The sequence below is a fragment of the Planococcus halotolerans genome, assembly GCF_003289955.1.
Classification (GTDB): Bacteria; Bacillota; Bacilli; order Bacillales_A; family Planococcaceae; genus Planococcus; species Planococcus halotolerans.
The window spans coordinates 277,159-291,554 of sequence record NZ_QLZR01000001.1 but is presented as its reverse complement, the minus strand read 5'-3'; the positions used below and the strand labels follow the sequence as shown (position 1 = coordinate 291,554).

Below are 14,396 nucleotides of genomic sequence, written 5' to 3'. Positions count from 1 at the left end.
AAAAGATCACTTAAACTCATAACTCAGGAGGAATACTAAATGGGATACTATAATTCAACAGAACCGAAGAAAAGAAATAAAGGGAATTTTGCTTCAGGATTTACCGGTATATTGGCCGGGGCTGTCCTGGCTGGTGTCGTACTTCCCGGATTTACAGATATAGAGCAAGGGATTGGCGAAGAAACACAGCAAGTAGAGAATGTCAGTGGAGTGGAAAATGTTTCTTCCATTGTCACGTCAGATGTTACTGAAGTAGTTGATGCCACTTCTGCATCAGTAGTTGGAGTGACGAATTTGCAGACTGCAAAACAAAATCCGTTCAGCCAGAGCGGCGGTAGCAGCGAGCCTCAGGAAGCAGGAGCCGGGTCTGGTGTCATCTATAAAAAAGAAGGTGACTCTGCTTACATCGTTACCAATAACCACGTAGTTGAAGGTGCAGAGCAAGTTAAAGTAACCTTGTCTGATGGAACAGAAATCGATGCTGAAGTCCTTGGCACGGATGTCTGGACAGATCTAGCGGTTTTAAAAACCTCTTCAGCTGAAATCAAAGACGTAGCTGAATTTGGGGATTCTTCTGTTTTGAAAGCGGGAGAACCGGTTATCGCTATCGGTAATCCGCTTGGACTTCAATTTTCAGGATCCGTAACGACTGGCGTGATTTCAGGGACTGAACGTTCAATCCCGATTGATATCAATAAAGATGGAACAGAAGACTGGCAGGCTGAAGTATTGCAGACTGACGCAGCGATCAACCCCGGCAACAGTGGTGGCGCATTGATCAACAGCCAAGGCCAATTGATCGGGATCAATTCGATGAAGATTGCCCAGGATGCAGTTGAAGGAATCGGTTTGGCGATTCCAATCAATTCAGCTATTCCAATCATTGAAGATTTGGAAGTGAAAGGTGAAGTTGAAAGACCTGCACTTGGCGTATCCATTTTGGATCTGCAAAATGTACCAGCACCAATTCGCCAAAACGAATTGAATTTACCGGCCGAGTTGGAAAAAGGTGTCGTGGTTGAGTCTGTTGCCAAAGATTCAGGTGCAGAAGCTGCCGGCCTCCAGCAAAGTGACGTCATTGTCGAAATGGGCGGAGATGAAATCAATTCGGTGCTTGAACTGCGCCAATACCTCTATACAAAAGCGGAAGTCGGCGATACATTGAAAGTTAAATTCTATCGCGGTGCTGAACTGATGGAAGCGGAAGTTCAATTGACAGAAGGCATGTAAAAAAATTCAAGGCAAAAAAGCTCTCCCATTTCTGTTGGGAGAGCTTTTTTATATTCTGTAGATGAAAGTTATTGTCTGAATATATATCAGTCCATCAGCCCGAACAGATCAAATCCGATTCCTAATGCGAGGATGATCAGTACAATGACTACAAAGATAGCTACACCGATTTTGATTTTAGGCATTTCTTTCACATTCGGTTCCTGGATCCCTTCCTTTTTCTCAGGAGGGTGATCCATATTCTCGGTGCTGTCTCTCATATAATCCTTGCGTTCCTGCGGTTCATTATTATTTTTATCGCTCACAAATACTACCTCCCCGTTCTGTATGTTTCTATTTCTATACCCTCATAAGAAGGGTATTAATCAAAGTACTTCTCTTCCTGTTCCAGCTCCCGGCGGGTTAAAGCTTTTGCCAGTTCTCTGCCGAAGAGCTCGGAGGAATGAGGATCGCGCCCAGTCAGGATACGTTCGTTCGCCCAGACCGCGTATTGATCCTGATCTTCGGCTTTAGAGTAATTTCCAATTCTGCTCAGTTCGTCTTCAAGGCTGAAGGGAAGCAGACCGCGTACTTCTTCCGGCTCCTTGTCGTTTGGATAGCCAGTCACATCCAATCCTTCCAATAACGGCCGTCCGTCTTTCGTTTTTGTATAAATTAATGGAGCGGGACCGTGGCAGACGGCAGAAACAATTCCACCAAGTTCATATACAATATTGATCATATTATGAAGTTCTTCACTGTGTGCAAGATCAAACATTGCACCGTGGCCGCCTACAATCAAAATAGCGTCATAGTCGCTCGCTTTAACGTCTACAAGAGGTGTGGTTTTATCAGCGAGTCCGGATTCATATAATTTTTTGTACTTCCCTTCAGGATCGTAATCTTCTGACAGGCTTAATGGATCTACAACCGGTTTGCCGCCAAGCAAAGTTGCGATTCCAACGGTATGGCCTTCCTTTTCCAGTTCCATAGCTGGCGCAAATAGTTCTTCCGCCCACCATCCTGTAACGTAATTGTTTTTTTCATCTGTATATCCGCCTGAAAGAACAGCCAAAACTTTTGCCATGCTTTTTCCTCCTCAACATTTATGTTCTCTACTTCTTCATTTACCCTTCACTGCAATACTGAAACACTGCTTCAAGGAGAACCACTTATGCAAATGGGATCAGGAACAGAGAAAGGAAAGCTTATATACCACGCTTTTGTATTTTAATATCAAATAACTATGTTTTATCCGGACTTATGGGGGTATTCAAACTATGTATGTAAAATTTTTGAAGGAGGAGGCCGTGATGACTGACAAGCAGAATGAGCGTAATCTCGATCCTGAAAGGATGGAACAGCAAGAAGAAAACGGAACATCAGACAGTAAGGATTTTAATGCGGGAGGAAATTCTTCGGATTACGATGGCGGACACCCGAAAGACAGTCAGCCGGACAGCGATGGCCGCATAAAGAATGGTGAAGAATATGCAAGACGCCAGCATGGCAAGGATGAAATTGAAGACAAATCTTTCAATGCCGGCGGAAACGCCTCGGATTACGATGGCGGACATCCGAAAGATAGCTCCAGTGAAAGTGAAGGAAAGATTGATTCCGACCAAAACTAAAAACTGACAGGAGAGTGTGTTTATGTTTTTCCACAGAAAAGAGCTTCAATATCATGCAAAACCGGATGCTCCGGATCCGGTGTTCGCGAAACAGGTACAGGAACTGATTGGCGGTCAGTTCGGTGAAATGTCCGTAGCATTGCAATACTTATTCCAGAGCTGGAATACAAGAGGCAATGAAAAATACAGAGATTTATTGATGGATACAGGAACACAGGAAATCGGGCATATTGAAATGCTGGCAACGTTGGTCGCCAGATTATTGGAAGGCGCTCCTGTCTATGAACAGGAAAAAGCAGCGGCTGATCCGGTTGTTGGTGCAATTATGGGTGGCATGAATCCACAGCATGCAATTGTGCATGGTTTGGGAGCATCACCAAAAGACAGCAACGGTGTGCCTTGGAATGCTGGATATATTGTAGCAAGCGGCAATCTCCTGGCTGATTTCCGTGCCAACGTCAATGCGGAGTCACAAGGGCGTCTGCAAGTGGCGCGGCTATACAGCATGACGGATGACAGAGGCGTAAAAGACCTATTCTCCTTCTTGATTGCCCGTGATACAATGCACCAAAATCAGTGGCTGGCAGCGATTAAAGAAATGGAAGCTAAAGAAGGCGTCATCGTACCTTCTACAGTGCCGCCTGAATGGGAAGCGACAGAATTCTCACATACCTTGTATACAAATTCGGATAGCACTGCTTCACAGCTTGATTTCCTAAAACACCCTGCGCCGGATGGTCAAGCATTTAAAGTTGAAGAAAGCAAAGCGATGGGTGGAATTCCAGAATTAAAACCGGCACCACCTGAAGCACACAACACTTTACCAGGTGAAAATGACTAATATTTGACAGAGCCTCTTTTACGGAAGAGGCTTCTTTTAATGGAGGGTAAAAAAGGAGGCAAGAAAAATGTGGATGATGACTCAAAACTGGCATGATCTTTTGTTTCTCCATTGGCCGGTTGATCCTGCAGATATTCGAAAACATATTCCGGTGGAATTAGAACTGGATCTTTACGATAACCGGGCATGGATTGGTATTGTCCTTTTTAAAGCGAGAGGCACCAGACCCAGGTTTATGCCGCCGGTACCCGGTGCTGCAAACTTCCTTGAAGCGAATGTCAGGACCTATGTCAGATATAAAAACCGAAGCGGCGTCTACTTTTTCAGTTTGGATGCGAACAGCAAATTGGCAGTGGAAATTGCTTCAGTTGGAGGTTTTCTGCCGTATCGAAGGGCGAGGATGTCATTTGATAAGAATGAGGGGAAAATCCTTTTTAGAAGTGAAACTATGAAAAAAGAAGGACCTCAAGAAAAGATCGCTTTGGAGTATCGTATTTTGCCGCAGCCAGCTGTGTCGACTGAACTCGAAAAATGGCTGACTGAACGTTATTGTCTATGGACAAAACCGGCACACCAATTACTTCGGCTCGATATAGCTCACAAGCCATGGAAGCTTAAATATGTTCAAGGGGAAATCTCAGAAAACACGATGGCACCTTATCTCGGCAAAAAATTTAAAAATGAAAAGCCGATGGCACATTATGCTGAAGTGAAAAAAGTACGGTTTTTTCCTCCAGTAATTGAAACTTAAAAACCCCTGAAACTATAAAGTTTCAGGGGTTTAACGGGTGCCGCCGCTTTTCGTTGTCCAGACTCCGGCGGCCAAGTCTTGACCGACGCCTGCGAGGTCAAGGCTTTGCGACGAAGCTAGCGCAGCGATGCAGGAGCACAGAGCTAAACGGGTACCGTCGCTTTTCTGTGTCATGATTGCCTTGGTTCATCATGTTCGGTAGTATGGGAAGTTTCCTTATGTCCCCAAACACGTTTTGTCAGGTAGATATGGAAGAACCATTCTCCAGCTGCAACAACGATAGCAGAATAGAGGGCGGCCATAACCAGTGAAAAGTCGGGATTTTGAATCAGCCACATACCCAATAACCATACTGCCAGGAAGACTATAACAAAATCCCCGCCAGTCGCAACCTTATTGGATGTTTTCGGATAAATGGTGAGATCTCCGACAAATCCAACTACTGTAATAATAAGGCTCAAGATAAAAATCTCAAAGAGTTCAACTCCATATGCAAGTCCAAGAATGACGAAGAGGACTGAAAAAATCATAGCAAACTTAATGAGCAAAGCCTCGATGTATTTCAACTCAATCACCTCCTGGAATACTTTTATCATTACTCGCTGTATACCCGGATTTTCCTTTAAAAATCGTAAATAACAGAAAAATAGCGAAAAACCCTCAAATGAGGGTCTTGGCTATTACGAACTGATAAAGTCTCCGCCGTTTACATGGATGGTCTCTCCTGTAACGTAGCTTGAATCTTTAGCTGCCAGATAAACATAAGCCGGTGCCAGCTCAGCAGGCTGCCCACGGCGTTCCATCGGTGTATCCCCGCCATGCTCGCCGACTTTTTCAGCATCGAAAGTTGCAGGGATAAGCGGTGTCCAAATTGGTCCCGGCGCTACTGAATTAACGCGGATGCCAGAGTCGATAAGATTTGAAGCCAACGATCGTGTGAATGCTGTTATTGCGCCTTTTGTAGCTGAATAGTCAATAAGCGAAGGTGAACCTCTGTATGCTGTGACAGAAGAGGTGTTTATGATTGAATCACCTTTTTGCAAATGTGGTATTGCAGCTTGTGTCAAATAGAACATCGAAAAGATATTCGTTTCAAAAGTTTCACGTAATTGATCCTGTGAAATGTTCAGGAAATCATCCTGTGGAAATTGCTTGCCGGCATTATTTACAAGAATATTAAGCTCGCCGAACTCTCCAATGACATCAACGATCAGCTGATTGCAGTTTTCGACTTGGCTGATGTCAGTAGCTAATTTTATGCATTTGCCGCCATACGACTCGACAGCTTTTACTGTTTCTTCAGCGTCATCATGTTCATCAAGATATGCAATCGCGACATTTGCGCCTTCTTTAGCGAAAGCGACAGCTACTGCCCGTCCGATGCCGCTGTCACCGCCCGTAATCAAGGCTGTCTTGCCTTTCAATTTATCGGCGCCTTTATAGTCTTTGTCGTCGTAAATCGGTTCGGGATCCATTTTTTCTTCCAATCCCGGTTGCCGTCCTTGTTCCTGCGGGTCGATTGCTTCGTCAATTTTTTCATACTTATCCTTAGCCATTTTATCTCCTCCTAAAAAGTTGATTCCATGACTTTCCTATTCCCGATAGTCCTTCAGCTAAACGCTTTCGAGCTATTCCACGTCAGGCTGCTCTTTTTCTGAATATCCAAAAGGCTGCGAAGAAAAGAGATAGGATACTTACTATCAATGAAGGGGCGAAAAACGGAGGGCGGTAAGTAAATACAATGCGATTTTCGCCTGCTTCAATCGGTACGCCGACAAAAGCGTAATTGGCTTTCAACACTTCTGTGTCGATACCATTCACTTCTGCGCTCCATCCAATTTCATAAGGGATAACGGCGGATAAATAATCATCATTTGCACTGTTATCGTATAAAATTTCAACCCGGCTTCCATCTATATTCAGTTCTTTCAAGCCGGTTGGTTCAGCCGCTTCTCTTTCCAATGCTTCATAATCCTCTTCGAACAATTGGATTTCAGTTAAGAAATATCGACCTTTGGGTACACGGATACGGACACGTTCCTGAGAAGGCACACGGATGGTCAAGTCATCCACATAGGTTTTATAGACGGATTGATTTGATTTGCGGGAAGTGACATAGTCATTGACTGTGAGATTAAAACCTTTATCCTCGGCAGTGTTTACCAGGTTGAAAGAAACATAGAGGTCTCCTGGACCTTCAGTAGGATCTTCCCAGACCAGATCAATGCCGCCTGTTTTACCGGTCACTTCCAGAATGCCATCGTCATAACTGGCCACTTTTTCTTCAAGGGTGAAGTCCGAAGTGATATCACCAGTTACCTGGATTGGACTGCCTTCTTCTTCGTTATTCAGGACAATACCATTGAGCATCGCATGCTCACGAACCAGGGGCGGATGCATCGTCAGCTTTTCTTCGGAATAAACTTCTGTTGCGCCTCTTGCAAAGGGCAGCACGTTTTCATTTTCGTATACCTTATAATTTTCTGAAGCGAAAATTTCATTGAAACCATAAGGGATATTGGCGTCTTCAGTTGGACGGATGATGTATTTGCCGCGGACCAGGCTAAAGAGATTCGCGCGATTGCCGAGCGTTGCATAACGGCTGACACTTTCACGACCCATATCGATTTCCATATCATAGAGATAAAAATACAAGAGGTTTTTATTCAAGATGCTCGAGTATGCACTCAACCCCTGGAAATCCTGCACAATCGGCGTGTTATTGCGAACGCCTTGCATCCACTCAATTCGATACATTTCATCGTCTTCACGGTCATGGATCTGTTCGAGCAGGCCGCGGATTTCAAGATCGTCATAATCCTCGCCCGTAATCAGTTCTTTGTTTACCTGCGCGACATTTCCCATCTCCAGAATTTTTTCTGACTGGTAGAAATTAGCGAAGACAATCAGCCATACCAATAAAACCGTCCCAACCATACTTATTGCACTGGACTTCCTGAACTGGGTTGCTGTCCAAACAGTGGCAATAGTCAATAGCAGACCGCCGAGGACGAGGCCGGTTTCCATCCAATCGAATTCCAGAGCAGGGTCCAATAACGCATAAATTAAATAGATGAGGCCAGTAAACCCGGCCGCCAGTAATAAACTGCGGCGTGAAACTTTAGAAAGCATGCTTAGTCCGCTGGCGATTGCACCGCCTGCTGCGAAAGATATGAAATATTCCCACCGGTATTGCGGGGCGGAAAATCCATTGAAGACACTGCTGACTAGTGGGCTTAGATGCATCAGTATCCCCGCGATTCCGAGCAATGCAAAAAGGCGGAAGGTTTTATTGCGGTAAAAACGGAACATAAATAAAAACACTATAAATAATGCCGGTAAAATAATGTACCGGCTGGTATAAAGAATATTGTCAAAAGGATCGAAGATCGGGATTTCCTGTTGAAACGGTGGACGGTGATTATTTAAATACGCATAAACCGCAGGGATAAAAGCTACAGCACTAATGCCGAAACCGATAATGCCGGTCCCCGTGAATGTCAGCAATTTTTTCTTGCGGTTTTTTTCGTCATCCGTCAACGGGATCAACAGGCGGAACAGGATGTAGATGGCGGCCAAGAGGAAATTGATATAGGCAAAATAGAAGTTATCGAAAAATGAAATGGAAACCGCTAAAAGAAACCAGCCGGGTTTTTGTTCTCTGAATATTTTTTCGACGCCTAATATAAGTAAAGGAAGCCATAGAAATGCATCAGCAAAAAACTCCCAATACACGGTGTGCCGGAAAAACATTCCTGAAACACCGTAGACGGATGCACCAACCAACGACGGCCAATAAGGAATTTTTATATACATAAAAACGCGGGACGTAATGAACAGCACAAAACTCATGCGGATGACACTGATGAAAACCGCAGCATTTGCCCAGAAAAGCACGTCGGGCTCCTGGATAATGCCAGTTATGTCCAGCAGCCAGACAAATGGGATGGTCAATAGAAATACAATAGATGTAGAAAAATAATAAGCCAGCTCACTGAATGTGCCGGCACCTAATCCGAAATCGAAGGAATAGAATAATTCACCATTAGTATATTGTTCATATAGAAGATGTTTGAAAGGCATCATCTGTGACAAGCCATCATTGACGCCAGCCATATAATGTCCTTGTGTCCATTGATAAAGAAAGACGCCGTGGGACAGGATGGCAAGCGCAAAGCTGATAGCCAGCAACGACCAGTAAGGATGTTTTTTTAACATGAATTCACCGACTTTTATCTTATTTCTGTCGTACAGGATCTTTCATGATTTTGCTGGAAACGATGAAAGTGATAGGCACTGTGAAAATAACTGCCGCAAAAGGTGCTATGTTGCTGTTTAAATTCAGATATTCAACAAATATGAAGATTAGAATTGTTGAAACGGTCATATTGACCACTTGTGTCAAAGGGAAAAACAGGTATTTCTTTAAAGTGGGTTTTACTCTATACGTTACGTAAGTGTTCAGGAAAAAAGAAACGTTCAAGCTGATAAGGAAACCGGTTATATGGGCAAGCATATAAGGGAATGAAAAAAGGTTATGAAGAATCAGGTAGATGGAATAATAACTTAAGGTATTAATGACACCGACGAACAGGAAGCGGGTAAATTCAGTGTTCAACGATTTAAGACTCATGATACTCATCCACATTACTGATATCCACAAGGAAATTCGGTCGCCGCTTCGTTTCATTATAAATCCGTCCGATATACTCCCCGATTACACCAAGGCTGATCAACTGGATGCCGCCCAGCACCAGAATGGCAGTGATGGTTGTGAAGTAGCCGGGTGCCGTAATCCCTCTTTGGGCAATGCCGTAAAAAGTGTAGGCGATATAAATGAGGGAAAGGAACAGGACGATAAAGCCTGTGTAAAAACAAATACGCAGGGGTTTTGTATTAAAGGAAATGATGCCGTCAATGCCATAATTGATCAGGCTGCCGAATGACCATTTTGAACTGCCGCCTTCACGGAGAACGTTCTCGTAGCAGATTGTTTTTTTGCTGAGGCCGATCCATGAAAAGAGGCCCTTGGAGAAACGGTTGTTCTCGCTTAAGAGCAACAGGGAATCGATTGCCTTTCTGCTCATCAGCCTGAAATCTCCTTCGCCATCCGCGAGGTCGACATCAGTAATAGAATTGATCAATTTATAATACAAGCTGGATAAAAGTGTCCGGACTTTCGGGTCGCCTGTCCGTGTCCGTTTCGCGACTACCTGATGGAATCCTTCTTCCAATCCTTTAATCATTTCTGAAATAAGCGTCGGCGGATGCTGCATATCGCTGTCCATGAGAATTGCTGCATCTCCTTTGACTCGTTTGAGTCCTGCAAGAATGGCGGCCTCCTTGCCAAAGTTTCTGGTGAAAGAAATATACTTCACACTGTTCTGTTGTTCAGCGAGTTTGAGTATTTCTTTTAAAGTTCCGTCCCTGCTGCCATCATTGACGAACAATATTTCATATCTATAAGGAAGAACATTAAGTTCGTGAACTAGTTTTTCATAGATTGGAGAGATGTTTTCTTCTTCGTTGTAGGCTGGAACTATAATTGAAATCAGCTTCATGTTTGAACTCTCCTCCTCAAGATCTTTAAATTTGTATCTCCTTGCGGTATATACCCGGATTGAATGAAAAGTATGTACAATGACGCTTTAAATTTTGCGATTGCCCATCTTTAGAACTATGAAATGTGAAACCTTTTTAAAAGTCATACGTATAACTTAAATACAGCGGAAAGAATGAAGTTAATTCTTTATTTATCTGAAAATTCCGCTTAAACCGATTGACACATAATTTGGAAGATGCTAGGTTTAAGCTTGGAGAGAGTATGTGCTGAATAAGCCGCTCGACCCTTAGAATTGAAATTTTCCGCAACTATCAATAGTATTAACAATAGAATACATAAAGATGAATGGAGAGTGTTAACAGTGGCTATCAATTTAGTAAAAGGTCAAAAGATCGATTTAACAAAAGGACGTTCATCTCTTTCAAGCATTATGGTCGGACTTGGATGGGATCCTGTAGAAACGAAAAAGAGCGGTGGATTCCTGAGTTCACTTCTTGGCGGAGGCGGAGGCGGTTCAGATATCGACTGTGACGCTTCAGTCATCATGCTTGATGAAAACGGCAAATTGAAAGGTAAAGAAAACCTGATCTATTTCGGAAACAAGCAAAGCCGTGACGGCAGTGTTGTCCATTCAGGCGATAATCTCACGGGTGAAGGCGAAGGCGATGATGAAACGATCAACATCGATCTTAAACGCATCTCCCCATCAATCCATCGTTTGATCTTCGTGGTGAATATTTATAATGCGAAACAGAAAAAACAGGATTTCGGCATGATTGAAAACGCCTTTATCCGTCTGGTCGACAACCAGACTAGAGAAGAACTGATCCATTATAACCTGACAGAGAACTACTCTGGGAAAACTTCCTTGATTCCAGGCGAATTATACCGCCAGGGCAGCGAATGGAAATTCTCCGCAGTGGGTGAAGGAACTACAGATTCAGATATTGGCTCAATCGCCAATAAATATGCTTAAGGAGTGATTTGGAATGGCTATTAATTTATCAAAAGGACAGAAAGTCGATTTGACTAAAAGTAATCCAGGCTTATCAAAAGTAGTTGTAGGACTTGGCTGGGATACAAATAAATATGACGGCGGAAAAGATTTTGACCTCGATTCTTCAGTTTTCCTGTTGAATGCAGAAAGCAAGGCTTCATCAGAAGCAGATTTTGTTTTTTATAATAATACTAAAGGTGCCGGCGGTGCTGTAGAGCATACCGGAGATAACCGTACAGGAGAAGGGGAAGGCGATGATGAGCAAGTGAAAGTCGATCTTTCAGCTGTTCCTTCTTCTATTGAAAAAGTTACCTTTGCTATTACTATTCATGATGGGGAAGCAAGAGGCCAGAATTTTGGGCAGGTCAGCAACTCATATGTGCGTATTCTCAACGAAGAAACAAATGAAGAATTGATCCGCTATGATTTGGGAGAAGATTTCTCTATCGAAACTGCTATCGTTGTAGGTGAATTATATCGCCACGGCGGAGAGTGGAAGTTCAATGCAATCGGAAGCGGCTATCAAGGCGGTCTTGGTTCGCTGGTTAAGGACTTTGGCCTCGACAGCTGATCTGGCAAGTTGAAAAAGCAAGGGGCTGGGCTCCTTGCTTTTTTCTCAATTTAAGTGGAAATGGGCAATTGACTATAAATAAGAACTTGTTTTCTAAGAGGTCTTGATAAGCAGAGATGCGGTGTCTAGACTCCAGCGCCCAGATTCTCGGGATCATAAGCCACTCTGTGTCCAGTCTCCAGTGCCTAGCTCTTCGGGACATAAGCCGAACCAGCTATGCGGCAAAGAACGCCGCTCCGCTGATCCGTCTTATGCCTGTCAGAGCTGAACAGGCACTTCCGCTTTTCGAGACTGTGCGGCTGAAAACACGCCGCTTCGCCAGAGCGTCTTATGCCTTTCGAATCTAAACGGGCGCTTACGCTTTTCTTTATAATTGTGCCGGGAGGATTTCATAATGAGACATTTCAATGCATTGGATGATTCTGAGTTACAAACGTTTTTTAAATACCCCCCGGCAGAATTTAATCGAGATACGGATCGGGAAAAACTTGGACTCGCGTTGGGGGCAGCGCTCTATACACCGGGCTCAAGACCTGATTTCGCAGCTAAGATTATAGCCGGAAGTTATCGGCGGGACACATTTTCAGGATTGGCCACACTGATGATCTGCCTGGAAGACGCAGTGGCTGATACCGAATTGGAATCAGCTGAAGCGAATGTTGTCTCACAACTGAAAGTGCTTGAGCAAGCATCCCAATCACATATTACAGAAAGCCCATTGCTGTTTTTGCGTATCCGCAATTCTGATCAGTTGGATAAATTAACAAAACTGGCGGGCAGTTCACTCAGCATGCTGACTGGAATAGTGCTTCCTAAAGTCCAGGCAGATGATCTGGAACCTTTTTTCCTGGCTCTTGACCGTGCAAGCGAAAGTGCTGGCAGAAAATTATATGCATTGCCGCTGCTCGAAACAGAAGAAGTGTTATTCGCTGAAACACGGGAACAGGCGCTAATGGAAATTTACAGCAAACTTCGGCAGGAAAAGGACCGGATCTTGACAATACGAGTGGGTGCTACTGATTTTTCCAGCCTTTATGGTCTTCGGCGTCCAGTGGAACGGACAATTTACGATGTTCACCTGATCCGTGATTGTCTGATTTCGATACTCAATAAATTCACAAAAGCCGGAGATGGTTTTATTGTATCCGGACCGGTCTATGAATATTTCACAGCAGAGACAGATGCATGGCTGTCCTCGAAACCGGAGAAAACGCTATGGGAAGAAGTGCAACTGGACGTCCTGAACGGTTTTAAAGGGAAAACGTGCATCCATCCTTCACAAATTGCAATCGTAAACGCAGGACATATTATTACGCATGAAACGTATGAAGATGCAATGCTCATTTTGGCGAAAAGCGATACGTTCAATGGAATTCTGCAAAGTCCACAGCGCAATAAAATGAATGAAGTAAAACCGCACCTGAGCTGGGCTAAGAAAATTGCTGCTCAAGCGGAAATATATGGGGTGCTGAATGAATACTACAAACCAATCGACGTCCTCAATCACATACGGGCAAAACAACTTGCGAACCAGGTATAAATACTGGGGAAAAATGGATATAGAGGTTACGGTAACAGACAGTTATGGGGATTTGCCAATGGAATCCTTGTTTTCCATGGCGCTAAGGGTCAATAAAAAGCGGCAATTTCTATTTGTCAGCAAATTGATTGCCAAGCATTTAGCCGTTCATCCAGCCATAGCGCTGGGAACCGGAAGTTTGCTTGCTTCATTATTAATGGAAAAGTCAGGCTTGCAGCCAATTCCACAGGCTAAACAAATCGTTGAAATGATTGAGTCAGGAAAAGCCTGTCTCAAAACAAGCCATGAATCGCTTGCTTACAGAACGGTATTGCCTGAAAAAACGGTTTTTATCGGAATGGCTGAAACAGCCACCGGTCTCGGCCATGCAGTTTTTCATCATTTCGATGAGGCAGCCTATATCCACACTACCCGGGAAGAGATAATTGGGATTTCACCCGCGTTCGTATTTGAAGAAGAGCATTCACACGCTACGTCGCATAAAGTATACGCGCCAGCAGGAATGCTGGAAGATGCAGAAACGATTGTCCTGATTGATGACGAAATTTCAACAGGAAATACCTTATTGAATTTGATCACTGCCTTGGATTCCCAATTTCCAGGTAAAAATTACATATCCCTCTCCATCCTGGATTGGCGCAGCGATGGCCAAAAGCAAAAACTTGAGAAAATGGCTTCAGCAAGTAATTTGACTATCGATGTTTTGGCATTGCTTACAGGCGAATTCGATTTAAACCACAGTGAATCACCTGAAGAAGCTGAAGTGCCCGAGCTGGGGGGCTCAGGCAATCAAAGGCCAAACAGGTCAATGCAATTTCAGGCAATTGAGCTGCACTCGGCTACGGGGCAATATTATCTGCCATTTACTGGCCGATTTGGATTATCAAGCAGCAGCCATTTGGAAATCGGGAAATGGGCTGAAAAAATGGCAGAGGCAGTGCCTTCCAGCGAGAAACCGCTGGTGATCGGGATAGGGGAAAATATGTATTTGCCCCTCCGTTTCGCTTTAGCACTTGGTGGGGACGCTTTGGTGCAGACCACCACAAGAAGCCCCATTTTTGCTGCGGAAGAAAAAGGTTATCCGATCAAAGAGAAAGTCCGCTTTAAGTTGCCGGATGCTGAGGATGTCGATCAATTCCTATATAATATAAGTAGAGCTGATATTGACAGAATCTATCTTTTAGCGGAGTCGGTTGTAGACGAAGCGAGCTGGCAGCCCCTGATTTCATATCTTGAAAAAAAAGCTCCTGTTGAGTGGCTTGCGCTTACAGATAAAAAATAAAAGAGGTGGCC

The 14,396-nt window shown here is 43.9% G+C and carries 15 protein-coding genes; 8 read left to right on the top strand and 7 right to left on the bottom strand.

What is annotated here, in order from left to right; all coding sequences use genetic code 11:
- Window positions 1–39: 39 nt before the first annotated feature.
- Window positions 40–1,230, top strand: a complete 1,191-nt coding sequence (locus DP120_RS01310; RefSeq protein ID WP_112221383.1) for a S1C family serine protease — start codon at window positions 40–42, stop codon at window positions 1,228–1,230.
- A gap of 86 nt (window positions 1,231–1,316) precedes the next feature.
- On the opposite strand, the gene DP120_RS01305 is transcribed toward DP120_RS01310, so the two are convergent.
- Window positions 1,317–1,535 carry a hypothetical protein gene (locus DP120_RS01305; RefSeq protein ID WP_112221382.1) on the bottom strand — a complete coding sequence of 73 codons (219 nt, stop codon included), beginning with the start codon at window positions 1,533–1,535 and terminating at the stop codon, window positions 1,317–1,319.
- 56 nt (window positions 1,536–1,591) lie between these two features.
- Window positions 1,592–2,296 (bottom strand): type 1 glutamine amidotransferase domain-containing protein, encoded by a 705-nt coding sequence (locus DP120_RS01300; protein ID WP_112221381.1) that lies wholly within the window; start codon window positions 2,294–2,296, stop codon window positions 1,592–1,594.
- A 226-nt stretch (window positions 2,297–2,522) separates the two neighbouring features.
- Here DP120_RS01300 and DP120_RS01295 point away from each other — a divergent pair, with 226 nt between their 5' ends.
- From DP120_RS01295 to DP120_RS01285, 3 genes are all read left to right on the top strand, one after another.
- Window positions 2,523–2,840, top strand: coding sequence for a hypothetical protein (locus DP120_RS01295; protein ID WP_112221380.1), 318 nt, complete (start codon window positions 2,523–2,525; stop codon window positions 2,838–2,840).
- A 22-nt stretch (window positions 2,841–2,862) separates the two neighbouring features.
- On the top strand, window positions 2,863–3,681 hold the full coding sequence (locus DP120_RS01290; RefSeq protein WP_112221379.1) for a manganese catalase: 819 nt from the start codon (window positions 2,863–2,865) through the stop codon (window positions 3,679–3,681).
- Between the two features lie 67 nt (window positions 3,682–3,748).
- Window positions 3,749–4,432 carry a YqjF family protein gene (locus DP120_RS01285; protein ID WP_112221378.1) on the top strand — a complete coding sequence of 228 codons (684 nt, stop codon included), beginning with the start codon at window positions 3,749–3,751 and terminating at the stop codon, window positions 4,430–4,432.
- A 170-nt stretch (window positions 4,433–4,602) separates the two neighbouring features.
- Here DP120_RS01285 and DP120_RS01280 read toward each other — a convergent pair whose 3' ends face one another.
- The 5 genes from DP120_RS01280 to DP120_RS01260 all read right to left on the bottom strand — a co-directional run bounded on the left by DP120_RS01280 (window position 4,603) and on the right by DP120_RS01260 (window position 9,993).
- Entirely contained in the window at window positions 4,603–4,998 is a 396-nt protein-coding gene (locus tag DP120_RS01280; protein ID WP_205854486.1) for a DUF2512 family protein, read from the bottom strand.
- 114 nt (window positions 4,999–5,112) lie between these two features.
- Window positions 5,113–5,988, bottom strand: a complete 876-nt coding sequence (locus DP120_RS01275) for an SDR family oxidoreductase (protein WP_112221376.1) — start codon at window positions 5,986–5,988, stop codon at window positions 5,113–5,115.
- An 82-nt stretch (window positions 5,989–6,070) separates the two neighbouring features.
- Entirely contained in the window at window positions 6,071–8,650 is a 2,580-nt protein-coding gene (locus DP120_RS01270) for a YfhO family protein (protein ID WP_112221375.1), read from the bottom strand.
- A 19-nt stretch (window positions 8,651–8,669) separates the two neighbouring features.
- Window positions 8,670–9,065: a GtrA family protein gene (locus DP120_RS01265; RefSeq protein ID WP_112221374.1), complete on the bottom strand. Its 396-nt coding sequence runs from the start codon at window positions 9,063–9,065 to the stop codon at window positions 8,670–8,672.
- Window positions 9,055–9,993 (bottom strand): glycosyltransferase family 2 protein, encoded by a 939-nt coding sequence (locus DP120_RS01260; RefSeq protein ID WP_112221373.1) that lies wholly within the window; start codon window positions 9,991–9,993, stop codon window positions 9,055–9,057. The genes DP120_RS01265 and DP120_RS01260 overlap by 11 nt, the downstream gene beginning before the upstream one ends.
- Window positions 9,994–10,356: 363 nt before the next feature.
- Between DP120_RS01260 and DP120_RS01255 the strand changes: the two genes are divergently transcribed.
- The 4 genes from DP120_RS01255 (at window position 10,357) to DP120_RS01240 (ending at window position 14,385) form a co-directional block, all read left to right on the top strand.
- Entirely contained in the window at window positions 10,357–10,971 is a 615-nt protein-coding gene (locus DP120_RS01255; protein ID WP_112221372.1) for a TerD family protein, read from the top strand.
- Window positions 10,972–10,984: 13 nt separating this feature from the next.
- Window positions 10,985–11,563: a TerD family protein gene (locus tag DP120_RS01250; RefSeq protein ID WP_112221371.1), complete on the top strand. Its 579-nt coding sequence runs from the start codon at window positions 10,985–10,987 to the stop codon at window positions 11,561–11,563.
- A 394-nt stretch (window positions 11,564–11,957) separates the two neighbouring features.
- On the top strand, window positions 11,958–13,103 hold the full coding sequence (locus DP120_RS01245; RefSeq protein ID WP_112221370.1) for an HpcH/HpaI aldolase/citrate lyase family protein: 1,146 nt from the start codon (window positions 11,958–11,960) through the stop codon (window positions 13,101–13,103).
- Window positions 13,036–14,385, top strand: coding sequence for a phosphoribosyltransferase family protein (locus DP120_RS01240; RefSeq protein ID WP_112221369.1), 1,350 nt, complete (start codon window positions 13,036–13,038; stop codon window positions 14,383–14,385). Before DP120_RS01245 ends, DP120_RS01240 begins: the two co-directional genes overlap by 68 nt.
- Window positions 14,386–14,396 lie beyond the last annotated feature (11 nt).